23 protein-coding genes are annotated in these 24,759 nt (G+C 66.4%); 8 read left to right on the top strand and 15 right to left on the bottom strand.

The features are described from left to right. Positions 1-2: 2 nt before the first annotated feature. Both rlmN and P2PM1_RS16760 read right to left on the bottom strand, forming a co-directional pair. On the bottom strand, positions 3-1,196 hold the full coding sequence (gene rlmN, locus P2PM1_RS16765; RefSeq protein WP_186400061.1) for a 23S rRNA (adenine(2503)-C(2))-methyltransferase RlmN: 1,194 nt from the start codon (positions 1,194-1,196) through the stop codon (positions 3-5). A gap of 369 nt (positions 1,197-1,565) precedes the next feature. Continuing rightward, positions 1,566-2,075 carry an invasion associated locus B family protein gene (locus tag P2PM1_RS16760; protein ID WP_186387739.1) on the bottom strand — a complete coding sequence of 170 codons (510 nt, stop codon included), beginning with the start codon at positions 2,073-2,075 and terminating at the stop codon, positions 1,566-1,568. A 449-nt stretch (positions 2,076-2,524) separates the two neighbouring features. On the opposite strand from P2PM1_RS16760, the gene P2PM1_RS16755 reads away from it, so the two are divergent. Then, on the top strand, positions 2,525-3,091 hold the full coding sequence (locus P2PM1_RS16755; RefSeq protein ID WP_305849846.1) for a sigma-70 family RNA polymerase sigma factor: 567 nt from the start codon (positions 2,525-2,527) through the stop codon (positions 3,089-3,091). A 142-nt stretch (positions 3,092-3,233) separates the two neighbouring features. Here P2PM1_RS16755 and P2PM1_RS16750 read toward each other — a convergent pair whose 3' ends face one another. The 5 genes from P2PM1_RS16750 to mnmE form a co-directional block, all read right to left on the bottom strand. Next, positions 3,234-4,130 carry a ParB/RepB/Spo0J family partition protein gene (locus tag P2PM1_RS16750; protein ID WP_186396009.1) on the bottom strand — a complete coding sequence of 299 codons (897 nt, stop codon included), beginning with the start codon at positions 4,128-4,130 and terminating at the stop codon, positions 3,234-3,236. A 53-nt stretch (positions 4,131-4,183) separates the two neighbouring features. After that, a complete protein-coding gene (locus P2PM1_RS16745) occupies positions 4,184-5,011 on the bottom strand; it encodes a ParA family protein (RefSeq protein WP_186387742.1) in 828 nt (275 codons plus the stop codon). Then, complete coding sequence (rsmG, locus tag P2PM1_RS16740) at positions 5,008-5,691, bottom strand: 16S rRNA (guanine(527)-N(7))-methyltransferase RsmG (RefSeq protein WP_186399836.1); 684 nt, start codon at positions 5,689-5,691, stop codon at positions 5,008-5,010. Before rsmG ends, P2PM1_RS16745 begins: the two co-directional genes overlap by 4 nt. Further along, a complete protein-coding gene (mnmG, locus tag P2PM1_RS16735) occupies positions 5,688-7,607 on the bottom strand; it encodes a tRNA uridine-5-carboxymethylaminomethyl(34) synthesis enzyme MnmG (RefSeq protein WP_186399835.1) in 1,920 nt (639 codons plus the stop codon). The genes rsmG and mnmG overlap by 4 nt, the downstream gene beginning before the upstream one ends. Positions 7,608-7,845: 238 nt before the next feature. Beyond that, positions 7,846-9,207 carry a tRNA uridine-5-carboxymethylaminomethyl(34) synthesis GTPase MnmE gene (gene mnmE, locus P2PM1_RS16730; protein WP_186399834.1) on the bottom strand — a complete coding sequence of 454 codons (1,362 nt, stop codon included), beginning with the start codon at positions 9,205-9,207 and terminating at the stop codon, positions 7,846-7,848. 113 nt (positions 9,208-9,320) lie between these two features. Between mnmE and P2PM1_RS16725 the strand changes: the two genes are divergently transcribed. Further along, positions 9,321-11,399 (top strand): thioredoxin domain-containing protein, encoded by a 2,079-nt coding sequence (locus tag P2PM1_RS16725; protein WP_186399833.1) that lies wholly within the window; start codon positions 9,321-9,323, stop codon positions 11,397-11,399. A 9-nt stretch (positions 11,400-11,408) separates the two neighbouring features. Here the strand turns inward: P2PM1_RS16725 and P2PM1_RS16720 are convergent, their stop codons facing one another. From P2PM1_RS16720 to hemE, 4 genes are all read right to left on the bottom strand, one after another. Next, a complete protein-coding gene (locus P2PM1_RS16720; protein ID WP_186399832.1) occupies positions 11,409-12,020 on the bottom strand; it encodes a GNAT family N-acetyltransferase in 612 nt (203 codons plus the stop codon). A gap of 135 nt (positions 12,021-12,155) precedes the next feature. Then, complete coding sequence (gene rho / locus P2PM1_RS16715) at positions 12,156-13,424, bottom strand: transcription termination factor Rho (RefSeq protein ID WP_186387747.1); 1,269 nt, start codon at positions 13,422-13,424, stop codon at positions 12,156-12,158. 327 nt (positions 13,425-13,751) lie between these two features. Next, positions 13,752-14,177 (bottom strand): protoporphyrinogen oxidase HemJ, encoded by a 426-nt coding sequence (gene hemJ, locus P2PM1_RS16710; RefSeq protein WP_186396003.1) that lies wholly within the window; start codon positions 14,175-14,177, stop codon positions 13,752-13,754. Between the two features lie 3 nt (positions 14,178-14,180). After that, positions 14,181-15,218, bottom strand: a complete 1,038-nt coding sequence (hemE, locus tag P2PM1_RS16705) for a uroporphyrinogen decarboxylase (protein ID WP_186396002.1) — start codon at positions 15,216-15,218, stop codon at positions 14,181-14,183. Positions 15,219-15,673: 455 nt separating this feature from the next. Between hemE and P2PM1_RS16700 the strand changes: the two genes are divergently transcribed. The 5 genes from P2PM1_RS16700 (at position 15,674) to dnaQ (ending at position 19,481) form a co-directional block, all read left to right on the top strand. Next, positions 15,674-16,525, top strand: a complete 852-nt coding sequence (locus tag P2PM1_RS16700; protein WP_186387750.1) for a pyruvate, water dikinase regulatory protein — start codon at positions 15,674-15,676, stop codon at positions 16,523-16,525. Between the two features lie 40 nt (positions 16,526-16,565). Beyond that, a complete protein-coding gene (locus tag P2PM1_RS16695) occupies positions 16,566-17,162 on the top strand; it encodes a Maf family protein (RefSeq protein ID WP_186399831.1) in 597 nt (198 codons plus the stop codon). Next, positions 17,159-17,998 (top strand): shikimate dehydrogenase, encoded by an 840-nt coding sequence (locus P2PM1_RS16690; RefSeq protein ID WP_186399830.1) that lies wholly within the window; start codon positions 17,159-17,161, stop codon positions 17,996-17,998. Before P2PM1_RS16695 ends, P2PM1_RS16690 begins: the two co-directional genes overlap by 4 nt. Further along, positions 17,995-18,582, top strand: a complete 588-nt coding sequence (coaE, locus tag P2PM1_RS16685) for a dephospho-CoA kinase (protein ID WP_186387753.1) — start codon at positions 17,995-17,997, stop codon at positions 18,580-18,582. Before P2PM1_RS16690 ends, coaE begins: the two co-directional genes overlap by 4 nt. Before the next feature lie 188 nt (positions 18,583-18,770). Next, positions 18,771-19,481 (top strand): DNA polymerase III subunit epsilon, encoded by a 711-nt coding sequence (gene dnaQ / locus P2PM1_RS16680; protein WP_186387754.1) that lies wholly within the window; start codon positions 18,771-18,773, stop codon positions 19,479-19,481. Positions 19,482-19,518: 37 nt separating this feature from the next. Here dnaQ and P2PM1_RS16675 read toward each other — a convergent pair whose 3' ends face one another. Next, complete coding sequence (locus P2PM1_RS16675) at positions 19,519-20,505, bottom strand: D-glycerate dehydrogenase (RefSeq protein WP_186387755.1); 987 nt, start codon at positions 20,503-20,505, stop codon at positions 19,519-19,521. 402 nt (positions 20,506-20,907) lie between these two features. On the opposite strand from P2PM1_RS16675, the gene P2PM1_RS16670 reads away from it, so the two are divergent. After that, a complete protein-coding gene (locus tag P2PM1_RS16670) occupies positions 20,908-21,435 on the top strand; it encodes an SH3 domain-containing protein (RefSeq protein ID WP_371636878.1) in 528 nt (175 codons plus the stop codon). 101 nt (positions 21,436-21,536) lie between these two features. On the opposite strand, the gene fabI is transcribed toward P2PM1_RS16670, so the two are convergent. The 3 genes from fabI to fabA all read right to left on the bottom strand — a co-directional run bounded on the left by fabI (position 21,537) and on the right by fabA (position 24,376). Beyond that, positions 21,537-22,376, bottom strand: a complete 840-nt coding sequence (gene fabI, locus P2PM1_RS16665; protein WP_186387757.1) for an enoyl-ACP reductase FabI — start codon at positions 22,374-22,376, stop codon at positions 21,537-21,539. Positions 22,377-22,464: 88 nt separating this feature from the next. Then, on the bottom strand, positions 22,465-23,682 hold the full coding sequence (gene fabB / locus P2PM1_RS16660) for a beta-ketoacyl-ACP synthase I (RefSeq protein WP_186387758.1): 1,218 nt from the start codon (positions 23,680-23,682) through the stop codon (positions 22,465-22,467). 190 nt (positions 23,683-23,872) lie between these two features. Next, the gene (fabA, locus tag P2PM1_RS16655; protein ID WP_186387759.1) at positions 23,873-24,376 is read right to left on the bottom strand and encodes a 3-hydroxyacyl-[acyl-carrier-protein] dehydratase FabA; all 504 of its coding nucleotides are present in this window, start codon (positions 24,374-24,376) and stop codon (positions 23,873-23,875) included. Between the last annotated feature and the right edge of the window lie 383 nt (positions 24,377-24,759).

Genomic DNA, 24,759 nt, shown 5'->3' with positions numbered 1-24,759 from the left:
ACCTAGCTCGCAGCGGTTTCGGCAGCGGCCCGGTCGCGGGCGCGCATGCGCTCGGATTCCGACTTGAGCTGGCCGCAGGCGGCGAAGATGTCGCGGCCGCGCGGCGTGCGGATCGGCGAGGCATAGCCCGCCCGGTTGACCACCTCGGCAAAGGCCTCGATCTGCTCCCAGTCGGAGCATTCGTAGGGCGAGCCCGGCCAGGGATTGAACGGGATCAGGTTGATCTTGGCGGGAATGCCCTTCAGCAGGCGCACCAGTTCGCGTGCATCCGCAAGGCTGTCGTTGACGTCCTTCAGCATCACGTATTCGAAGGTGATGCGGCGGGCATTGTTCAGCCCCGGATAGGCCCGGCAGGCGTCCAGCAGCTCGGCGATGTTCCACTTTTTGTTGATCGGCACCAGTTCGTCGCGCAAGTCGTCGCGCACCGCATGCAGCGAGATCGCCAGCATGCAGCCGATCTCGGCGCCCGTGCGCTCGATCATCGGCACCACGCCCGAGGTCGACAGGGTGATTCGCCGCTTCGACAGCGACAGCCCCTCACCGTCCGAAGCGATCAGCAGCGCCTTCTTGACATTGTCGAAATTGTAGAGCGGCTCGCCCATGCCCATCATCACGATGTTGGTGACGAGCCGGCCCTCGCTCGGCACCGCCGCCCCGGCAGGCGTCTCGCCCTTGGGGAAGTCGCCGAGACGGTCGCGAGCGACCAGGATCTGCGCGAGGATCTCCTCCGCCGTCAGGTTGCGCACCAGCCGCTGGGTGCCGGTGTGACAGAAGGTGCAGGTGAGCGTGCAGCCGACCTGCGAGGAGACGCAGAGCGTGCCGCGTCCTTCCTCGGGAATATAGACGGTCTCGATCTCGACCGGCCGCCCGGCCCCGCGCGGGGGAAAGCGGAACAGCCACTTGCGGGTGCCGTCACTGGAAATCTGCTCCGACACCATTTCGGGGCGACGGATGCTGAAGGCCTCGGCAAGCTGTGCGCGCAGGTCCTTGGCGATATTGGTCATCTCGGCGAAGTCGGACGCGCCGCGTACATAGAGCCAGTGCCAGAGCTGGGCAACGCGCATGCGCAACTGCCGCTGTGGCACGCCGATGCCGGCCAGCGCCTCGGCCAGTTCCTCCCGGTCGAGACCGACCAGAACCGGCTTGTCCTCGCCCGCCAGCGCCGCAGGTCGTGCTTGCGGTGCCGGAGCGGCCATCAGGCTGCTGGTTGCGGTGTAGTGCTGCATCAGGCTCATGTCGTCGGTCCGTGAGACAGGGGCGCCGCGGCCTTGCGGGGCACAGTTCAAACCGCCGCCCGGCGCAAATTCCCAAAGGGCAAACCCCGAAAGAACGAATCCCGAAAGGGAAACGCCGAAAAGGCGGCGCCAATGCGGCCACCGCCCGAAAAGCCCGAACCGTCCCGCGCCTTGTCGGGGCGGGACGGTTCGGATCACGGCATCTTATACAGCAAGCCGGGCCGTTTGTGAGCCCCAAAGCACATGCGCCCCGCGCGGAGCCGCTCCGCTTCGCAGCGCAGGCTCGGCGGGAGCAGATCCCGGGGTGCGATCAGCGCGTGGCGGCGGGCCTTATTGGCAGGCCCGATCCGCCGCCGTGATCGCCGCCGTCACGCCGGACAGCGAAAAGTCGTAGGTGGTCTGCGTGCCGCGCGCCGAAACGCCGGTAACGACCATGCCACGACCGGCCTTCATCGCGGCGACGAGCTGACGCTCCTCGGTCGCATTGGCCATCCAGGCGCCGTCGTTCTTGGTGAACATCGTGAACTTCTGGCCGTCCACGTCGACGGACACCGACGACTGCTCCTTGAAGGCGTAGCCGACGATCACGCTGGGTTCGTTGTTGACGTTCTCGCCGGGTCGGTTCGACACGAAGAAGAACACGTCTCCGTGATTGCGATCGCTCGGCGAGAGCTTGGTCGGCTTGGACAAGGCATAGCAAACCTTGCCCTTGGAACCACCATAGGAATAGGCGTCCCAGTTATTGTGCTGACTGACAAGGGTCGGCGTCTGGGCGTGCGCCGACACACCCGTGAGGACGAGTGCCAGAAGAGCCGGGAAGAGCGTTCTTGCTTGCATCATCTCCTAAACCGCTACTGCTAACCATCCGGAATGGATCGAATTTGCTGAGCAATCGTCACCTTGTCTTAAGGTTATCGCCCAGCAGGTTACGAAAGGGTTGATATTCTCGAAAAGCCGTCAGACGGCTTCGCAAACCCGCTACGATCGCTGGATGGCGCACGCTGCCGGTACAAATCGGGCAAGAGTGTGACACTTTTGCCAAGCTGTCTTTACCCCTTCCGGGGATTGACGAAACCGCCCGGCCCGGTCTGATGTTGCAGGAGCGCGTCGCAGCGGCACGCGCACGTCGACGGGACGCGCGACATGGGCTATTTGGACAGTTGCCGACGTCGCCTGCCGGGGGCCTCCCCGAACCGCCTCGCAGTTTCGAACGAAGAAGGACACATGGACCAGACCGACCCGACACACCGGATGCGCATCCCTTCGATGCGGACGGGAGCTGCGTGATCGTGGCCGTTGAGGACCGGTTCTCGCTTCTGATCCTGCAGGTGGCCCGAGATCGCGACCGGACTGCCTTCGCGTCGCTGTTCGACCATTTCGCCCCGCGCATCAAGTCCTATCTGATGCGGCTCGGCTCCGATGCCGCGACTGCCGAGGAGCTGACCCAGGAGGTGATGATCACCCTCTGGCGCAAGGCGGGACTTTTTGACGCAAGCCGGGCCACCGCCGCGACCTGGCTGTTTCGCATCGCCCGCAATCGGCGCATCGATTCCCTGCGACGCGACCGCTCCGCCCTCATCGATGCCGAAGACCCGACCCTGCGCCCCCCCGCGCCGGAAGACCAGGACGAGGAACTCGATGCCCGTCAGCGCGAGGATCGGGTCCGCGAGGCCATGCAGGCGCTGCCGCAGGAGCAGGCCGACCTGATCCGTCGCGCCTTCTTCTCCGGCCTGTCGCACAGCCAGATCGCCGAGGAAACCGGTCTGCCGCTCGGCACGGTGAAATCGCGCATCCGCCTTGCCTTCTCCCGTCTGCGGCGCATCCTGGAAGCCGACGAGGCGGTCGACACCGACTGACGCAAGACCTCCACCGGAGGTGGAACAATCTCCATTATGATTTGAAAATCAATGAGTTAAATGCAAGACCCGCTGACGTTCGGGGCGCCGCCAGGCTTCGCTTCGCAGGTGAGCGGGATCGGACCGCAGCCGAATCGATCGTTCAGCCCTGGACGCCGAGCAACCGGCAGATCTCGTCGAGCTGCTCCAGCGAAGCGTATTTGATCTTCAGCTCACCGGCGCCCTTGTCCGGCTTGTGGGCGATGGCGATCTTCAGCCCCAGCGTATCGGTCAGCCGCTTCTCCAGCGCCTTGGTATCCGCGTCCTTGTCCGGCCTTTCCGTCTTCGCAGCGCGCGAGCGGGTCAGTGCCTGCGGGTCCTGCGCCAGCTTTTCCGCCTCGCGAACATTCAGCCCCTTCTCGACGATCAATTCGGCCAGCGCCGCCGGATCTTCCGCGGTGATCAGCGCTCGCGCGTGACCGGCGGTCAGCAGGCCTTCCGCCAGATAGTCCTTGACCGAATTCGGCAGTTTCAGCAGGCGCAGCGTGTTGGCGACATGGCTGCGGCTCTTGCCGATCACCTTGGCCAGCTCGCTCTGGCTATAGGAGAAGTCCTGCACCAGTTGATCGTAGCCAAGCCCCTCCTCGATCGGATTGAGGTCGGCGCGCTGCACGTTCTCGATAATGGCGAGTTCCAGCGCTTCCTGATCGGTGACCTCGCGCACCACCACCGGCACCATGTGCAGGCCCGCCCGCTGCGCCGCCCGCCAGCGGCGCTCGCCGGCGATGATCTCATAAGCGTTGTCGCGGCCGGCGACCGGACGCACCAGAAGCGGCTGCACGATGCCCTTTTCGCGCACCGAGTTGGTCAGATCCTCCAGATCCTTTTCGGTGAAGGTCTTGCGCGGGTTGCGCGGATTGGCGGTCAGGAACTCGATCGGCACCCGCCGCGTGTCGCGGGGTGGCCGCGGATCCGCCGGCGGTTCCGTCCCCACCTCGCCGATCAGCGCGGCGAGCCCCCGGCCCAGCCGCTTTTTCTTTCCACCGTCGTCATCCGCCATCGTCACTGCCTGTTCTTGTTGTCGGCCGCGCGCACCGTTGCGCATCCGAATCGTTACGCCGCGACGCCGCGCAGCGTCCGCTCCCGCTGGATGATCTCCGAGGCCAGCCGCAGGTAGGCCTGGCTGCCCGAACACTTCAGATCGTAGAGCAGCGCCGGCTTGCCGTAGGACGGCGCCTCGGACACCCGCACATTGCGCGGAATGATCGTCTCGTACACCGCATCGCCCATGGTCTCGCGCACGTCGGCGACCACCTGGGCCGAGAGATTGTTGCGGCTGTCATACATCGTCAGAACGATGCCGTGGATCGACAGTTCCGGGTTCAGCGCCGCCTTCACCTGCTCGACCGTGCTGAGCAACTGGCTGAGGCCCTCCAGCGCGAAGAACTCGCATTGCAGCGGTACCAGAATCGAGTGGCTGGCCGACAGGGCGTTGATCGTCAGCAGGTTCAGCGAGGGCGGGCAGTCGATCAGCACATAGGTGAAGTCCGCCGGCGCCGCCTGGCGCCCCTGCCCCGCCAGTTCATGGATCGCCTTGCGCAGCCGGTGCGCCCGATCCGGGCGGCTGGCGATCTCCAGCTCGACGCCGAGCAGATCCATGGTGGACGGCGCCACCCACAGGCGCGGCACCGCCGTGTCCTGGATCGTTTCGGCCAGCGAACAATCGCCGATCAGTACGTCATAGGTCGAGATGTCGCGGCTGCGCCGGTCGATGCCGAGGCCTGTCGAGGCGTTGCCCTGCGGGTCGAGATCGACGACCAGCACCCGCTCGCCGATCGCTGCGAGCGCGGTCCCGAGATTGATTGCGGTGGTCGTCTTGCCGACGCCGCCTTTCTGGTTGGCGAGCGCGAGGACGCGCGGAGACTGAGGAAGCATGCTCATCCGGTCTGGCCTTTCCCTGTCGCACCGCGCGGCCGGATCCCCGTGATCTTGAGGAGCCGGCTGTCGGGATCGATGAGGCTCTCCCTTTCTACCAGATCGAACTCCCAAGCGTGAGCGGCACGCGCGACCTCGTCGCGGAAATTTTTTCCTTTGTGGAAAATCGCAGGTGCGCCGTGATTCGAGAAGGGCTCCGTATAGGCCAGCAGCTCGGAAAGATCGGCCAGCGCCCGCGCCGACACCGCCTCGACCTCGCCGGCTAGGTCCCCCGACACGTCCTCGATACGCGCCGCATGAACCGTCGCCGGACAGCCCGTCTCGCGGATCACCGTGCGCAGGAAGGCGACCTTGCGGCTGTTGCTCTCGATCAGATGCACATGCGCACCGGGCAGGCGCTCCATCTGCACCATCGCCGTCACCAGGCCGGGAAAGCCGGCGCCGCTGCCGAGATCCACCCAGCGGGCGGCCTCCGGCGCCAACGCCACCACCTGCAGACTGTCGGCGACATGCCGCCGCCAGGCCTCGGGCAAGGTTGACGGCGCCACGAGGTTCTGCGCCTTCTGCCAATGCAGGAGCAAATTCACGTAAGTGGTCAAACGCTCCACTGTTTCACGTGAAACTTCGAAAAATCCGTGAAGCACTTCCGGTCCATCATCGACGGTCAGCCGCGCCGGCCGGCTCATGCCACGGCCTCCCGGCCGCCCGCGTGCGACCCGGCCTTCTGCGCCTTGCGCACATGCGACAAAAGCAGCGTCAGCGCCGCCGGCGTCACCCCGTCGATGCGTGCCGCCTGGCCCAGCGTTTCGGGCCGCGCGGCTTCGAGCTTCTGCCGCGCCTCGTTGGACAGGCCCTTGACCAGCGCATAGTCGAGGCCAGCCGGCAGCAGCAGATCCTCGTCGCGGCGCAACGCATCGATGTCCGCCTCCTGCCGCTTCAGATAGACCGCGTAGAGCGCGTCGATCGCCACCTGCGCCGCGATCTTCGGGGCGAGCGCTCCGATCTCCTGCGGCCAGACGACGGCCAGCTTGTCGAGGTCGATATCGGGGTAGGACAGCAGTTCGAAGGCGGAGCGCCGCACCCCGTCCTGGTTGATCGGCAGGCCGGCGCGTCGCCCCTCCTCCGGGGTCAGCACCAGGCCAGAAAGCACCTCGCGTGCCCGCGCCAGATCCCGGCACTTTGCCTCGAACCGCGAGGCACGCTCCGCCGAGACGCAGCCGATCTCCATGCCCATCGGCGTCAGCCGCTGGTCGGCATTGTCCGCCCGCAGCGACAGCCGGTACTCGGCCCGCGAGGTGAACATCCGATAGGGCTCGTTGACGCCGCAGGTCACGAGATCGTCGATCATCACCCCGAGATAGCCCTGGTCCCGGCCGAAGACGACGGGCGCCCGGCCGCCCGCCTTGAGCGCCGCGTTCAGCCCCGCGACCAGCCCTTGCGCGGCCGCTTCCTCGTAACCTGTCGTGCCGTTGATCTGGCCGGCCAGGAACAGACCCCCGACCCGGCGCGTCTCGAGCGTACGACCCAACTCCCGCGGATCGATGTGGTCGTATTCGATGGCATAGCCCGGCCGCAGCACGGCGACATCCTCCAGCCCCGGAATGGTTCGCAGGAAGGCAAGCTGCGCATCTTCCGGCAGCGAGGTCGAGATGCCGTTCGGATAGACCGTCGGGTCGTCCAGCCCTTCCGGCTCCAGGAAAACCTGATGGCCGTCGCGGTCGCCGAAGCGAACCACCTTGTCCTCGATCGAGGGGCAATAGCGCGGGCCCCGCCCGACGATCTCGCCGGAATACATCGCCGAGCGATGCAGGTTGTCGCGGATGATCTCGTGGGTCCGCAGGGTCGTGCGGGTGATGTGACAGGACACCTGCGGCGTGGTGATGACACTCGTCAGCTCCGAAAATGGTTCCGGATCCGAATCGCCCTTCTGCTCCTCCAGCCGATCCCAATGGATCGTGCGACCATCCAGCCGTGCCGGCGTGCCGGTCTTGAGCCGGCCGAGCTCGAACCCATGCGAGAGCAGCGAGGCTGACAACAGGTTCGACGGCGCCTCGTCGGCCCGTCCGGCGGCGATCTTGCGCTCGCCGATATGAATGACCCCGCGCAGGAAGGTGCCGGTGGTCAGCACCACCGCACCGGTGACCAGCCGCCGCCCGTCGGCCAGCACCACCCCGCCGACATGTCCGGCCTCGACCGTCAGCTCCGCCGCCTCCCCCTCGACGACCTCCAGATTGGCGGTCTCGCGGATCGCCTCCTGCATCGCCTCGCGATAGAGCCTGCGGTCGGCCTGAGCCCTCGGCCCGCGCACCGCCGGGCCCTTGCGCCGGTTGAGTAGACGAAACTGGATGCCGGCCCGGTCGGCCACTCGGCCCATCAATCCGTCCAGCGCATCGACCTCGCGCACCAGATGTCCCTTGCCGAGGCCGCCGATGGCCGGGTTGCAGGACATCACGCCGATGGTGGAGAAGCTATGCGTGACCAGCGCAGTGCGGGCGCCCAGCCGTGCGCTGGCGCTCGCGGCCTCGCAGCCGGCATGGCCGCCGCCGATGACGATCACATCGAAGACAGGCTTGGCGACATTGCCGCCCTTTGTCCTGGTCATGTGCTTTCAGCCTCTGCCCGCGCCGGCGAAGATCGCGCTCGGGGCCTGCAGGCGACACGGGAAAGGTCCGCGATCCGCCTTGCGTGGATACCTCTTGCGGCCGGTGATACCCGAAAACCGGCGCAGCGGTCAAAGATAAGCAGCGTTACCAGCCTCTGTCTGACATCTGTTTCGGATGAGTCTTCATTACGGGTTTGAATCGATCCTCGATTCCCGCTGTTTCACGTGAAACGCTCGTTTACTTTCCGATACAAAATTCTCGGAAAATCACGTCCAGCAGGTCCTCCACGCCGACGCGTCCAGCAATCCGCCCCAGCGACTCCCCAGCCCGGCGCAGGTCCTCGGCGCGGATTTCCAGCGATCGGCACTCCGCCAGCGCCTCACCAAGCGCCGCCAGGCAGTCCTCCAGATGCCGCCGGTGCCGCTCCCGCGCGGCCAGCGGCTCGTCCACCCCGCCGACATGTCGTGCCGCAAACGTCGCCAGCGCAGCAAGCAGCGCATCGACCCCCTCGCCGCTGCGCACGGACAGGCGGAAGTCTCGCTCCCCCGCTGCTGCCGCCGGCCACCCCGTTCCCGTATCGGCCTTGGTCTCGATCCGCCAGAGGGCAGTCGTTGCATGCGGCGGCGGAGATGACTGTCCGCTGGAAGGGTCCGTCTCCGGCGCGACAAGCCACAGCACCAGGTCTGCATCCTCGGCCCGCGCAAGCGCCCGGCGGATGCCCTCCCGCTCGACCAGTCCCGCCGCCTCGCGCAGCCCCGCAGTATCGACCAACGTCATCGGATAACCGTCGAGATCCATATGCACCTCGATGACGTCGCGGGTGGTTCCCGCTTCTTCCGTGACGATGGCGACATCCCGCCGCGCCAGCGCGTTCAAAAGGCTCGACTTGCCGGCATTCGGCGCACCGAGCAGCACCACCTGAACACCGCTGCGCAGCCGCTCGGCCCGCTGCGACCGGGCAAGATGCCCGGCGATCTCTTCGCGCAGGCGAGCAACCTCCTCCCACACCACGACGGAGACATCGTCGGGCACGTCCTCCTCGTCGGCGAAATCGAACTCCGCCTCCACTAGGGCCCGCGCGCGGGTCAGCCGGCCGCGCCAGCCGTCATAGACCGCCGCCAGCGCACCGCCGGCCTGGCTCATCGCCAGCCGCCGCTGCGCTTCCGTTTCCGCCGCAATCAGATCGGCGAGGCCCTCGACCTCAAGCAGGTCCATCCGGTCGTTGTCGAAAGCCCGGCGGGTAAACTCCCCCGCCTCGGCCGGCCGGCATCCCGGTAGGCTGCCAAGCACCTCCAGCACCGCGGAAACCACCGCGCGTCCACCATGGCAATGGAACTCGGCAACGTCCTCTCCGGTAAAGCTGGCGGGGCCGGGAAACCACAGCACCAGCGCCCGGTCGAGGACAGAGCCATCCGCCGGCCGGCGCAGCTCGCGCACGGAGGCGCGGCGCGGCGCCGGGCAGGTCCCGCACATCGTTTCGAGGGCGAATCGGGTCCCCTCTCCGGACAGGCGGATCACCGCCACACCAGCGGGCACCGCCCCGCTGGACAGGGCAAAGATCGTAGCGCGTCCGGGCAGCGTCTCATTGCCTCCCCCCATCCGCTTTCCCTTGGCTCCAGACATCGACTGACCTAGCCTTTCCTCAACAACCATCATCGGCTCCGCCCGCTTCCCCGGCCGGAGCCTGCCACGCCCTGATATCGGAGAGGCCCATGACCGACAACCGTCTGGCCGGCGCCACCAGCCCCTATCTGCTGCAGCACAAGGACAATCCGGTCGCTTGGCGTCCCTGGGGACCGGAAGCGCTGGCCGAGGCCCGCGCCGCCGACAAGCCCATCCTCCTCTCGGTCGGCTACGCCGCCTGCCACTGGTGCCATGTCATGGCCCATGAGAGCTTCGAAGATCCGGACGTCGCCGCGGTCATGAACCGCCTCTTCGTCAATATCAAGGTCGACCGGGAGGAGCGCCCGGACATCGACCAGATCTACATGACCGCGCTGCATGCCCTTGGCCAGCAGGGTGGCTGGCCGCTGACGATGTTCCTCACCAGCGAGGGAGAGCCCTTCTGGGGCGGCACCTATTTCCCAAGAACCTCTCGTTGGGGGCGGCCTGGTTTCATCGAGGTCCTGGAGGCGGTCAATCATGCCTATCGAATGGATCGGAGCCGAATCGAGACCAACCGCAAGGCTCTGATGTCCCATCTGGCGGCGGCCCGCCCCCAAGCGGCCGGCGCCCTGCCGCCGGACCTTGCCGTCACCGCCGGCCTGCGCCTCGCCGGCCTTTACGACACGACCCATGGCGGCATCCGCGGCGCACCCAAATTTCCCCAGGCCTGCGTCAGCGAACTCGTCTGGCGCGCGGCCCTGCGCAGCGGCTCTGCCGAGGCTCTTGATGCCTGCGTGCTGACGCTGGAGCGCATGAGCAACGGCGGCATCTACGATCATGTCGGTGGCGGCCTTGCCCGCTATTCCGTCGACGAGCGCTGGCTGGTCCCGCATTTCGAGAAGATGCTCTATGACAACGCCCAATACATCGCTCACCTCGCCCGCGCGCTCGCCCTCGCCGATCTTTCCCCACCGCTCACCGAGTTGTTCCGGACCCGACTCGATGAGACCGTCGGCTGGCTGCAGCGGGAGATGATGAACGGGCCGGCCTTCGCCGCAAGCCTCGATGCCGACAGCGAGGGCGAGGAGGGCCGCTTCTATGTCTGGACGCCGGATCAGGTGGCGAGGGTCCTCGACCGCGATGCCTGCCTTGCCTTCTGCCAGGCCTATGACATCAGCGCCTGCGGCAATTTCGAGGGCGCAAGCATTCCGAACCGCCTGTCGCCACCGCGCGCCGGCCCAGGCGCGGGCGCCGCGCCCTATCCCGCCGCCCGCGCCGCGCTGCTCAACGCCCGTCAAAACCGGGTGCCCCCGGCGCGAGACGACAAGGTCCTCGCCGACTGGAACGGCTTGACCATCGCCGCGCTGGCGGAGGCCGAGTATCTCTTCCGCCTGGAAGGTGTTTCACGTGAATCCTGGCGCCGGCTCGCCATCGATGCCTATGGCTTCGTCATGGATCACATGCGCGACAACGAGGGTCGCCTCGCCCACGCCTGGTGCGGAGGTCGCCTCACCCGGCCGGGATTTGCCAGCGACCTTGCGGCGATGATGAAGGCCGCCGTCACCCTCGCCGAAACCTCGTGGTCCATGTCGGAGGCGAATCGATTTCTCGCCGACGCCCTCGACCTCGGCCGCCGGCTCGATCGGGACTTTGCCCATGAGGGCGGCGGCTACCACCTCGCCTCACGCGAGGCGAACGACATCATCATACGGCCGTTCTCGCCAATGGACGAGGCCGTTCCCAATGCCAACGGGCTGGCGGCTGAGGCCTTCCTGCGCCTGTCGCACCTCCTCGGCGACGATAGGCTGGCGGAGACCTCAGAGGCGATCCTTGCTGGTTTCGCCGCCGACATCGTCGGCAACGTTTTCGGCACGGCGAGCCTGTTGAGCGCCCTGGACACCGCCGAAAACGCAGTGCTCGCGGTGCTGGTGACGCCGCTCGAGGGAGACCGGTCCGAGAGCGCGATGGCGTTGCGCCGGGCCGTTGCCGGCCTCGCCGATCCCGCCATCATCCGCTTGGAAGTTTCGGACGGCCACGATTTCCCGGCCAGCCACCCGCTGCACGGCAAGACCGCCCGCGCCGGGCGCCCCACCCTCTATCTCTGCCGGCGGGGAGCCTGCAGCGCACCGCTAACCAGCGCCGCCGATGTCGGACCAGTGCTTGCCCACTTCGCGTCCCGACATTAAGGCCCAGCCTCAGTCCGGGCAGTCGCCGGCGCTGCCAGATCCGCCGCCCCGGTGAGAGGCCCAATCCTTCACGCCGAGGCGATAAAGCACATGCGGCGATAGGGGGCTTGCGCCATCGATTGCCGGATGAGCGAAATCCGCGGCCGTGTCCCGCCGCATGCCGATCCGCTCCATCACCCGCCGCGACGGAGCGTTCAGCACGGCGGTGAAGGAGACGATCTCGTCGAGACCCTGTGTTTCGAAACCGAATCGAAGCCATGCCCGCGCGGCCTCGCTGGCATAGCCCTGTCCCCACGCCGAACGGGCGAGCCGCCAACCGATCTCGATACAGGGCAGGAAGGGCAGCGGATGCCTCGGCCGGTTGAGGCCGACGAAACCGATGAACGACCCGCCCGCCTTCTCGATCACCGGCTGGAAACAGATCCCATCCGCCGCCGCCCGGGCCCGTGCCAGATCGACCATCGCATCGCTCTCATCGCGGGTGAGCACCGAGGGAAAATAGCGCATCACGCAAGGGTCGCCGTTCATCGCGGCGAAGGGCACCTTGTCCTCCTCCCGCCACGGACGCAACAGCAGCCTCGCGGTTTCGATCACCGGGCCCGCCCCGCCCTCGCCTGCCATCGTTGCACCTCCGAATCGACCTGATTCACGTGAAACACCCGTCCTGCAAAAAGCAACACCCGCGGAGATCTCGGACCTCCGCGGGTGTTTCACGTGAATCTCGTATCCGCGTCGCGGCGATGCCGCGCAGCGCCGTCAGGTGTTCATGCTGTCGAAGAAATCGTCGTTCGACTTGGTTTGGCGCAGCTTGTCGAGCAGGAACTCGATGGCGTCGACCGTCCCCATCGGGTTGAGGATGCGGCGCAGCACGAACGTCTTCTTCAGGTTCACCGGCTCGACCAGAAGCTCTTCCTTGCGGGTGCCGGATCGCTGGATATCGATGGCCGGGAAGACGCGCTTGTCGGAGATCTTGCGGTCGAGAATGATCTCGGAGTTGCCCGTACCCTTGAACTCCTCGAAGATGACCTCGTCCATGCGGCTGCCGGTGTCGATCAGGGCCGTGGCGATGATCGTCAGCGACCCGCCCTCTTCGATGTTACGGGCCGCACCGAAGAAGCGCTTCGGCCGCTGCAGCGCGTTGGCATCGACACCGCCGGTCAGCACCTTGCCCGAGGACGGAACCACGGTGTTGTAGGCGCGCCCCAGCCGGGTGATCGAATCCAGCAGGATCACCACGTCGCGGCCATGCTCGACCAGGCGCTTGGCCTTCTCGATGACCATCTCGGCCACCTGCACGTGGCGAACCGCCGGCTCGTCGAAGGTGGAGGACACCACCTCGCCGTTCACCGTGCGCTGCATGTCGGTGACTTCCTCGGGCCGCTCGTCGATGAGCAGCACGATCAGATAGCATTCGGGGTGGTTGGTGGTGATCGACTTGGCGATGTTCTGCAGGAACACCGTCTTGCCGGTGCGCGGCGGAGCGGTGATCAGGCCGCGCTGGCCCTTGCCGAGCGGAGCGACCAGGTCGATGACCCGCGACGACAGGTCCTTGCTCCCGGTCGGCGTCTCGACTTCCATCTTCAGCCGCTCGTCGGGATAGAGCGGCGTGAGATTGTCGAAATGAACCTTGTGCCGCGCCTTTTCCGGGTCCTCGAAATTGATCTTGTTGACCTTGAGCAGCGCGAAATAGCGCTCGCCCTCCTTCGGGCTACGAATCTCGCCTTCGACCGTGTCGCCGGTTCTCAGCGAGAAGCGGCGGATCTGCGACGGTGAGATGTAGATGTCATCCGGGCCGGGAAGGTAGTTGGCGTCCGGCGAGCGCAGAAAACCGAAACCGTCCTGCAGCACTTCGACGACGCCCTCGCCGATAATGTCGACGTCCTGGGCGGCGAGCTGCTTGAGAATGGCGAACATCAGCTCCTGCTTGCGCATGGTGCTGGCGTTCTCGACCTCATGCTCCTCCGCAAAGGCGAGGAGTTCGGTCGGCGTCTTGATCTTGAGATCTGAGAGTTTCATTTCCCGCATGGGCAATGGATGGTCTTCTGCTAGGGGTGGATGCGTATGATCCCGCGTCGCCGTCTTGGCAACCTGGATCAGGAAGGAAGGGAGTGGCTGCGGATCGACAATCGGACCTTCCGATCCGACCTGGTGCTTTTGCGGTTCCCGGATGCGCGGCCAAACTCGTCGCCCCGGAACGTCGCCAACACCATGCCCGCAGGATGTGAGGTTGCCGGAATCTACATTTTTAAATTCACCAGAGCAAGCGCCATTCGGCGAGTGCTCGCAATATTGTCATGCGCCCGGAAAGGTTAGCCACGTCATTCGGACGCAGGGTTAGCCGAGATCAACCAGTCAGAATGGCTTGATCACCACCAGAATCACGATCAGCACCATAAGTAGGGTCGGCACCTCGTTGACGATACGGTAGTGACGCGAGCTCCTGACGTTGGTGTCCGCGGCAAATTGGCGCACACAGCGCGCCAGATAACCGTGCAGAGCGCTCATCGCCAGAACCAGCGTCAGCTTGGCGTGGAACCAACCGGACGAGAAGAACCCGCCCTCATAGGCGACCCAGAGCCCGAAGATCCATGACGAGATCATCGCCGGGGTCATGATCGCCTTGAGCAGCCGCCGCTCCATAACCTTGAAGGTCTCGCTCTGCGGCGTGCCCGGTCCCGCCTCGACGTGATAGACGAACAGCCGCGGCAGGTAGAACAGCGCGGCCATCCAGGCGATCACCGAGATGATGTGCAGGACCTTCAGCCAGAGATAGAGCATGGGTCACCGGGTCTCCAGAGAACCTTCGCGGGGATCGGGCGCCTGTCGCACGCGGGCGATCATCCGCGCCACATTCTCCGGATCGGCGTCCGGCGTCACACCATGGCCGAGGTTGAAGACCAGCGGACCCTGTCCAAGTGTCGCAAGCACTTGGTCGACGCCCTCCTCCAGCGCCCGGCCGCCGGCGACCAGCCGCATCGGATCGAGATTGCCCTGCACCGGAACCAGCTTTTGCACCTCGCGGGCGAGCGCCCCCGGCACGGTCCAGTCGAGCCCGACCGCATCGACGCCCGTTCCGGCAATATAGTCCGCGAGCCGGGCGGCGGAGGCTTTCGGAAAGCCGATGATCCGCGCTCCCGGCACGGCCGCCCGCACGCCCTCGACGATGGCGCGGGTCGGCGCGATCGACCAGCGCCGGAAGCCCTCGTCGTCGAGCACGCCGGCCCAGGTGTCGAAGATCTGCACCGCGTCGGCCCCGGCCTCAAGCTGGCGCACCAGATAGCCGATGGACGCGGTGACCAACTGGTCGATGAAGGCCTGCATCAGCTCCGGATCGCGATAGGCGCCGATCCTGGCCGCCGTCTGCTCCTGGGTGGTGTGACCGGCCACGGAGTAGCAGGCGACCGTCCAGGGCGCCCCGCAGAAGCCCAGCAGCGTCACCTCCTCGGGCAGTTCGCGCCGCAGCCGGCCGACGATCTCGATCACCGGGTCGAGATGCCGGGTGGCTCGTGCCTGGTCGAGGGAGCCGACCAGCGCGTCGCGCAGCGGCTCCAGCACAGGACCGCGCCCTTCCTCGAAGCGCACGGGATATCCGAGCGCGTCGGGAACGACGAAAATATCGGAGAAGAGAATCGCCGCGTCGAAGCCGTAGCGCCGGATCGGCTGCAATGTCACTTCCGTGGCAAGCTCCACGTCGTAGCAAAATTCAAGAAAGTTAACCCTTTTTGAACGGGTCTCGCGATATTCGGGGAGATAGCGGCCTGCCTGCCTCATCATCCAGATCGGTGGTGGCCACAGCCTTTCGCCAGCCAGAACTTGCATGATCCGTCGCGACGCGGTCTGAGACACGAGACCCCCTTTAAAAAAGAAAAGAATCCTTGAAAGAGGATTCTGTTGTTTTTGTTTGTCACTGGACAGCCGGGATTATCGGTTGTCGACACGGCTCCACATGACCTGTTAGCCCCCGTCCTGTCGAGGGGTTTCGGGCATAAGTGTCTTCCCCGCCTTCGGTGATAACCCGGATCCGTCAATTAAAACAGGCATATGGACGTTTGTTAACCATCTGTTAACCTTTAAGGCGGGGTTGAACAGGCTGGGGACCGTTCAGGAACAAACCGGTTTTCCCCGTTATCGGCGATCCTTCCGCTGCCGGTTCCCCCGCGCCTGTGCAGTGTTGATTGTTTTCGCGCTTCGGGCATGGTTTCGAGGGCGAGGCGCCAAAATGGCCGACTTGACCACACTCACCAGCAGATGCGCCGCCGGCAGGGGATAACAGCTTGGGTAAGACTCGCAACTTCTTCCATTTGCATATGGTTTCGGATTCGACCGGCGAGACGCTGATGACCGTTGCCCGCGCTGCCGGCGCCCAGTACGAGGATGTCCAGGCGATCGAGCACGTCTATCCGCTGGTGCGCTCGACGCGGCAGCTCGACCATGTGCTGGACGAGATCGAGCATGCGCCGGGCATCATCCTCTATACGCTGGTCGATCCGGAGCTTGCCGAACGGCTGGAGCAGGCGGCGCGCGCCCATGGCGTTCCCTGCGTCAACATCCTCTCGCCCGTCTTTGCGGTGTTCCAGTCCTATCTCAATGTCCGCCTGACCGGCCGGATCGGTGGCCAGCACGCGCTCGACGCCGACTATTTCCACCGGATCGAGGCGCTCAATTTCACCATGCTGCATGACGACGGCCAGATCCCGGAAAACCTCGACGAGGCGGATGTGGTGCTGCTCGGCGTCAGCCGCACCTCGAAGACGCCGACCTGCATCTATCTGGCCAATCGCGGCATCAAGGCGGCGAACATCCCGATCGTGCCGGACATTCCCCTGCCCCGTCAGCTCACCGAACTGCGCCGGGCCATGGTCGTTGCCGTGATCGCCTCGGTCGAGCGCATCCAGCAGGTGCGGCAGAACCGCATCCTCGCCTTGAGCGCCGGTTCCTTCGGCAACGAGACCTATGTCGACCGCCGGGTGATCGCCCGCGAGATCGCGGTGACGCGCAAGCTGTGCGCCGAGCATGGCTGGCCGCTGATCGATGTCACCCGCCGCTCCATCGAGGAGACGGCGGCGGAGATCCTGACACTCTACCGCGCGCACAAGAGTGCTCTGGCAAACGAGGGCGCGGCCTGATATCGCCTGAAGCGGCCTTCAACAGCTTGCGGATGGGTTCATGACCGACATCATTCTCGCCAGCGGCAGCCGGATCCGCGCCGAGCTGCTTGCCAATGCCGGCCTGTCGTTCCGGGTCGACCCGGCGCAGGTGGACGAGCGCGCCGTCGAGGCGCCGCTGCTGGAAAGCGGCTTTCCGCCGGCCGATATCGCCCGCATCCTTGCCGAAGCCAAGGCGCAGGAAACCAGCACCCGCAATCCCGGCGCGCTGGTCATTGGCGCCGATCAGGTGCTGGAATTCGGCGGTGAGCGGTTGACCAAGCCGGAAGACATGGAGGCGGCGCGCCGCCAGCTCCTCGCCATGTCGGGACAGAGCCACGAATTGCATTCGGCGGCGGCGATTGCCCGTGACGGCGAGACCCTGTGGTGCGGCGCGGCCACCGTGCACATGAAGATGCGCCGCTTCGGTCCCGAATTTGTCGGCCGCTACCTTGCCGCCACCGGCGACGGGGTGCTGTCCAGCGTTGGCGCCTATCAGCTCGAGGGGCGCGGCGTGCAGCTTTTCGAGGCGATCGAGGGCGACTATTTTACGGTCCTCGGCCTGCCGCTGTTGCCGCTTCTCCAGCAATTGCGCGAGATGGGAGCGATCGAGGCATGACGCGGCGCGCGGCGATCACCGGCTATCCGGTCACCCATTCGCGGTCTCCGCTCATCCACACCCATTGGCTGGCGAGCCATGGCATTGACGGTGTCTATGAGCGCATCGCCGTGCCGCCGGAGATGGCGGATCGCTTCTACCGGACGCTCGGTGATCAGGGGCTGGTCGGCTGCAACGTCACCGTGCCGAACAAGGAAGCGGCCGCCGCCGCCTGCGCCACGCTGGACGAGGCGGCACGGGCCATGGGCGCGGCGAACCTCCTGTGGGTGGAGGAGGACGGCCGGGTACACGGCGCCAACACCGATGGGCTCGGCTTTCTCGGCAATCTCGACCAGATGGCGCCGGGCTGGGACAGCGGCCTGCGCGAGGCGGTGGTCCTGGGCGCCGGCGGCGCGGCCCGCGCCATCGTCTGGGCGCTGTTGTCGCGCGGTGTGAAAACCGTGACCATCGTCAATCGGACCAGGTCGAAGGCCGAGGAACTCTGCGCCCGTTTCGGATCCGACTCGAAAGCCGCCGGCTGGGGAGAAATCCCGTATCTGCTGGGGACAGCGGGTCTCCTCGTCAACACCACCTCGCTCGGCATGCAGGGCCAGCCGCCGCTGCAGATCGACCTGGCGCCGCTGCCTGTTTCCGCGCTGGTGACCGACGCGGTCTATGCACCGCTGGAAACACCGCTGCTGGCCGCTGCCAGGGCACGCGGCAATGTCACGGTCGACGGGCTCGGCATGCTGCTGCATCAGGCGGTGCCCGCCTTCGAGCGCTGGTTCGGCGTGCGCCCGCAGGTCACCGACGAATTGCGGGCCCTGCTGCTGGCCGATCTCGGAGTGGCGGCGTGATCGTTCTCGGCCTCACCGGCTCCATCGGCATGGGCAAGAGCACCACGGCGCGCATGTTCGCCGAAGCCGGAGCGGCGGTCTATGATGCGGATGCCGCCGTGCACCGGCTCTATTCGGGCAAGGCCGCGCCGCTGATCGAGGCGGCGTTTCCCGGCACTGTCACGGGTGGTGCCGTCGACCGCGCCCGGCTCGGCGAGCGGGTGATCGGCAAGCCAGATGAGATGCGGCGGCTGGAGGCGATCGTGCATCCCTTGGTGCGCGAGGCGGAAACCGCCTTTCTTGACGACGCCAGGCGCCAGGGCTGCCGCGTCGCCGTGCTCGACATTCCGCTGCTGTTCGAAACCGGCGGCGAGCGCCGGGTCCGCGCCGCCGTCGTCGTCACTGCACCGGCTGAGGTTCAGCGCCAGCGGGTGCTGGCCCGGCCCGGCATGAGCGAGGCGCGGCTCGAGGGCATTCTGGCGAAGCAGATGCCGGATGCGGACAAGCGCCGCCGCGCCCATTTTCTGGTCGACACCGGCAGGGGACTGGAGGCGGCGCGCCGCACCGTCGGCGCGGTGCTGCGGGCGGCGGCGTTTCTCGGCTGAGGAAAACCGCGGGCACAAGTTGGGACCGACCAGGTGGGCTGCCTGGGGATCGCACGGGGATGGTCTGGGGAAAACCGGCCGCGAAGGCGGTGTTGCCGCCGCCCCTGCTGTCGTTGCGGGTGACGATCTGAGACACTGACGACCGGCCGGCCGAAAGGCTGCCGGGCACCAAAGACGGGGACCTGCCCTTGCGCGAAATCGCCTTCGACACGGAAACGACCGGTCTTGATCCCAGGAACGGCGACCGGCTGGTGGAAATCGGCGGCGTCGAGCTGATCAACCATGTGCCGACCGGCCGCACCTATCACGTCTATCTCAATCCGGAGCGCGACGTGCCGCTGGAGGCGTTCAACGTGCACGGCCTGTCGACCGAGTTCCTCGCCGACAAGCCGAAATTCGCCGAGGTGGCGCAGGAGTTCCTGGAGTTCGTCGGCGATGCGGTTCTGGTGATCCACAACGCCTCCTTCGACATGGGCTTTATCAACATGGAGCTGTCGCGGGTCGGGATGGGTCCGATCCCCCCGGCCCAGGTGCTCGACACGCTGGCGATCGCCCGGCGCAAGCACCCCGGCTCGCCCGCCTCGCTGGATGCGCTCTGCTCGCGCTACGGCATCGACAATTCGCGCCGCACCAAGCACGGCGCCCTCCTCGATTCCGAGATCCTGGCCGAGGTCTATATCGAGCTGATCGGCGGCAAGCAGGCGGGTCTGGCCTTCGCCGTGGAGGAAGACGCCGGCCCGGCCGTCGGCACGGTTCCGCGCGAGCGCTCGCGCGCGCAGCCGCGACCGGTGCCGCTCCCCCCGCGCCTGACAGCGGCCGAACGGGAAGCCCATGCCGCCTTCATTTCCGGCATCGGCGACAAGGCTTTGTGGAAACGCTACGAGCCGGGCGAGGCCTGAGCCCCGGGAGAGCTGAGCCTGAGGCGGGCTGTCCCGGTCACAGCATCGACGGCAGGACGCGATCCGGCGGCCGGTGACCGTCCATGAAGGTCTTGATGTTGATGATGACCTTCTCGCCCATATCGATACGGCCCTCGACGGTGGCCGATCCCATATGCGGCAGCAGCACCACCTTGGTGGAGGCGATGAGCTTCGGATTGACCGCCGGCTCGTGCTCGAACACGTCGAGGCCGGCACCGGCGAGCTGGCCGGCGTCGAGCTGGCGGATCAGCGCCGCCTCGTCGATCACCTCGCCGCGCGCGGTGTTGACGATATAGGCCTCCGGCTTCATCAGCTTCAGCCTGCGGGCCGACAACAGGTGATAGGTCGCCGGCGTGTGCGGGCAGTGGATGGACACGACATCCATGCGGGCCAGCATCTGGTCGAGGCTGTCCCAGTAGGTCGCCTCCAGCGCCTCCTCCACCGCTTCCGACACCCTTCGGCGATTGTGATAATGGATCGACATGCCGAAGGCCTTGGCGCGGCGGGCCACCGCCTGGCCGATGCGGCCCATGCCGATGATGCCGAGCCGCTTGCCCCAGATGCGGCGGCCAAGCATCCAGGTCGGCGACCAGCCGGCCCATTCGCCATGCTCCAGCACCTTGATGCCTTCGGCGATGCGCCGCGGCACGCCGAGGATCAGCGCCATCGTCATGTCGGCCGTGTCCTCGGTCAGCACGCCCGGCGTGTTGGTGACGGTGATGCCGCGATTGTTGGCGGTGATCACGTCGATATTGTCGACGCCATTGCCGAAATTGGCGATCAAGCGGAGATTGGGGCCGGCCTGCGACAGTACGGCGGAATCGATCCGGTCGGTGACGGTGGGCACCACCACGTCGGCGGTCTTGACCGCCTCGACCAGCTCGGCCTGGCTCAGCGGCCTGTCGGCCTCGTTGAGGCGCGTCTCGAACAGTTCGCGCATCCGCGTCTCGACGACGTCCGGCAGTTTGCGTGTCACGACGACCAGCGGCTTCTTCCTGGGCATGCTCCTCGCCTTTTCGCGCTCTGTTGAGGGCTCCTTAACCCTACCTGTCAGAAATTGCGTCGTCGCGGCAGCGGTCGATCCGACGCGTCAGTTCTCATTACCAGATGGTCCGGTCAAAACAAGGGATCGGAATGCCGTTCGGCGCCGGAGGACGGGCTCAGGGCGGGCCTGCCTTGAAAATGTGCGATTCTCGGTCTTTCGCTGGACCCGCCTGCCAGGCTGGCGGAGGGGCTGGCGAAGGCGGGCATAACGGGGCGTGGCGGAAAGGACGGGGCTTCGATGCGTGGACTGGCAAGGCGGTGCGGAGATCCCGGCGGACGGCCGGCGGCTGGCGGCGCCCACCGCGACCACCGCAGTGACCCGAGCTGCGACACGCGCGCGCACCCGCCGCGTGTGCGGCGCCTGGTCCGCCTCCTTGGCGTGCTCGCGGCCGGGCTGCTTGTGCTGCTGCAGGGCCTGGCGGGGCCGGGCGCGGCCCTTGCCCAGAACACCGCGCGCGGCCCCAGCGGCTTTCCGGTCCCGCGCTTCGTCAGCCTGAAGTCGGAACGCGTCAATGTTCGCGTCGGCCCGACGCTGGAGCATCGCATCGGCTGGACCTATGTCCGCGCCGGCCTGCCGGTGGAGATCGTCCAGGAATTCGAGAACTGGCGCCGCATCCGCGACTGGCAGGGCGAGGAAGGCTGGGTGTTCCATTCGCTGCTGAGCGGGCGCAGGACCGCGCTGGTGACGCCGTGGGAACAGTCAGGCACCACGCCTCTGCGCGCCGAGCCGCGCTCCGATGCCCGCCTCGCCGCCGAGCTCGGACCGAATGTGCTGGTCAATGTCGGGAGTTGCCGGCAGGGGTGGTGCCGCGTCAGCGGCGACCGCTTCTCCGGCTGGATTGACCAGACCCGGCTGTTCGGCGTCTATCCGGACGAAACGATCGAATAGCGGTCGGGGCCGCGATCCTCTGAAGAAAGCACAAGAAACGGCGGCCGCGCTGTCGCGTGACCGCCGTGATTGCGCATCGTGCAGGGGGTATGACCTGCCGGTCAGACGTCCTCGTGCGCGTGCCGCGCGGCCTGGGCCTCCGCTTCCTGCGTCTTCAGCGCGTCGAGGCGCGGCATCGACACGGTGTTGTAGCCGCTGTCGACGAAATGCACCTCGCCGGTGACGCCGGACGACAGGTCCGACAGCAGGTAGAGCGCCGAGCCGCCGACCTCGTCGATGGTCACCGTGCGGCCGAGCGGCGAATGCTGCTTCTGATAGTTGAACATCACCCGCGCGTCGGAGACGCCGGACCCGGCCAGCGTGCGCACCGGCCCGGCGGAGATCGCGTTGACCCGCACGTTCTGCAGGCCGTAATCCATGGCGAGGTAACGCACGGAGGATTCCAGCGCCGCCTTGGCGACGCCCATGACGTTGTAGTTCGGCATCACCTTGGTCGAGCCGCCATAGGTCAGCGTCACGATTGAGCCGCCGTTCGGCATCAGGCCAGCCGCCCGCTTGGCGATCTCGGTGAAGGAGAAGCAGGAGATCAGCATCGTGCGGGTGAAGTTCTCCCGCGTCGTGTCGGCATAGCGGCCGCGCAGTTCCGACTTGTCGGAAAAGGCGATGGCATGGACGAGAAAGTCGATGCTGCCCCACTCGGCCTTCAGCGTCTCGAAGACCTTGTCGACCGTCGCGATGTCCTCGACGTCGCAGGGGATCAGCAGGTCTGCGCCCAGGCTCTCGGCCAGCGGCTTGACACGGCGGCCGAACGCCTCGCCCTGATAGGTGAAGGCAAGCTCCGCCCCCTGCGCCGCGAGCGCCTTGGCGATCCCCCAGGCGATGGAGTGATCGTTCGCGACGCCCATGACGAGACCGCGCTTGCCTTGCATAAGCCCGCTCATTCACAACTCCTGTGCGAGATACGGAGGGGGCGCTTCGCCCCGCTCCGTCCGGTTCTGCCGCAAGCGGCCGGATTTGGTTTGCGTGAAATCAGTTGCCGTAACGGCGGAAGACCAGCGTGGCGTTGGTGCCGCCGAAGCCGAAGCCGTTGGACATGATGACATTGAGGCCGGCATTGTCGACGCGCTCGCGCATGATCGGCACGTCGGCGAAGATCGGATCGAGCTCCTCGATATGGGCCGAGGGCGCGATGAAGTCGTTCTGCATCATGATCAGCGAATAGATCGCCTCATGCACGCCGGCTGCGCCCAGCGAATGGCCGGAGATCGACTTGGTCGCCGAGATCCGCGGCAGGTTCTTGCCGAACACGCTGCGCATCGCCTCCACCTCGCGCTCGTCGCCGACCGGCGTCGAGGTCGCGTGCGGGTTGATGTAGTCGATCGGCTCGCGGACATTGGCCATGGCGAGCTTCATGCACCGCGCGGCGCCCTCGCCCGACGGGGCGACCATGTCGTAGCCGTCCGAGGTCGCGCCGTAGCCGACGATCTCGGCATAGATCTTCGCGCCGCGCGCCTTGGCGTGCTCCAGCTCCTCCAGCACCAGCACGCCGCCGCCGCCGGCGATGACGAAGCCGTCGCGATTCTTGTCGAAGGGGCGTGAGGCATTGTAGGCGGTGTCGTTGTATTTGCTCGACATGGCGCCCATCGCGTCGAACAGGTTCGACATGGTCCAGTCGAGATCCTCGCCGCCGCCGGCGAAGACGATGTCCTGCTTGCCCCACTGGATCAGTTCGGCGGCGTTGCCGATGCAGATGTTGGTGGTCGCGCAGGCGGCGGAGATCGAATAGTTGACGCCGTGGATCTTGAACGGGGTCGCCAGCGTCGCCGAGGTGGTGGAGCTCATCGCCTTCGGCACCGCGGTCGGTCCGATGCGGCGCGGACCCTTGTCGCGGGTGATGTCGGCCGCCTCGACGATGGTGCGGGTCGACGGGCCGCCGGAGCCCATGATGATGCCGGTGCGCTCGTTGCTGATGTCGCTCTCCTCGAGACCGGCATCGGCGATCGCCTGCTGCATCGACATGTAGGTCCAGGCCGCGCCCGGTCCCATGAAGCGGGTCGTGCGGCGGTCGAGCACCTCGAAGGGATCGACGGTCGGGGCGCCGTGGACCTGGCAGCGGAAGCCGAGCCGCGCATAGTCCTCGGCCGGAACGATGCCGGACTTGCCCTCGCGCAGGCTCGCCGTCACTTCCTGGGTGGTGCCGCCCAGCGACGACACGATGCCCATTCCGGTTATCACCACCCGCCTCATCGCGGTCTCCCATGCTGTCTTCGGAGCCGGCTGCGGCCGGCTCGGTATGTGCGTATTGTCCGCGGGCGGCACCCGCCGTCCGGCGGTCCCGCGCCGCCTGCACGGTGGGACCTGCCCCCACCAAATAGGCGCAACCGCGGCGGCGATCAATCGCCCGCGTTCGCCGGCTGCGGGGTCGGCGCGACCGGCTTCACTCGGCCTTGAACAGGCCGACCTTGAGGTCCTTCGCCTGGTAGATCGTCTCGCCATCGGCCTTGAGCCAGCCGTCGGCGATGCCGAGCACCAGGCGGCCGCGCCGCACGCGCTTCAGATCGACGCCGTACTCGACAAGCTTCGTCTCGGGGGTGACCATCTTGGAGAACTTGATCTCGCCGGTGGAGATCGCCCGACCGCGGCCCGGCTCGCCGAGCCAGCCGAGGAAGAAGCCGGTCATCTGCCACAGCGCATCGAGGCCGAGGCAGCCCGGCATGACCGGATCGCCCTGGAAATGGCAGGGGAAGAACCAGAGGTCGTCGCGGATGTCGAGCTCCGCCCGCACCTGGCCCTGGCCGTGCTCGCCGCCGTCCTCGGAGATCGAGGTGATGCGGTCGAACATCAGCATCGGCGGAAGCGGCAGTTGCGCGTTTCCGGGGCCAAACAGCTCGCCGCGTCCGCAGGCCAGCAATTCATCGTAGGAGTAGCTCGATTGCCGCACGTTCTTCCCATTCCCGCAGTTGTCGGTGTGTCCCGTATGCGCGAAGCAGCCGACTTGGCCGTCCTGCCGGACCGGGATCTGGTTCTGCCGCGCTTACTAACATAGCATCTTGGCCCGCGGAAACCCGTGAAGTGGCTCTCTGAATGAGCTTTTTCGCAAGCTTTCAGGTCGGTGGCCGACATTTTGCGCCTTCCGCGGCTTCGGCAGACGTTTTTTTGACCCTTTTTCCGGCAAGGCTAAGGGGTAGGGGAAGGCCCGACCTTGCCAATCGGACGCGATCCATGGCAGAAAACAGCCAAGGACCTTGCGTCCCGGCGGGTCGAACCCCCACATCAGAGTCCGCGGCGGTGCCGCGGAGGCACGGAAACGGAAAGCGAGCGCAC

The sequence above is a fragment of the Stappia sp. P2PMeth1 genome (assembly GCF_900185735.1).
Taxonomy (GTDB): Bacteria; Pseudomonadota; Alphaproteobacteria; order Rhizobiales; family Stappiaceae; genus Stappia.
Note: the sequence above shows the minus strand (reverse complement) of the source record. Positions and strands in the feature narration are given on the sequence as shown.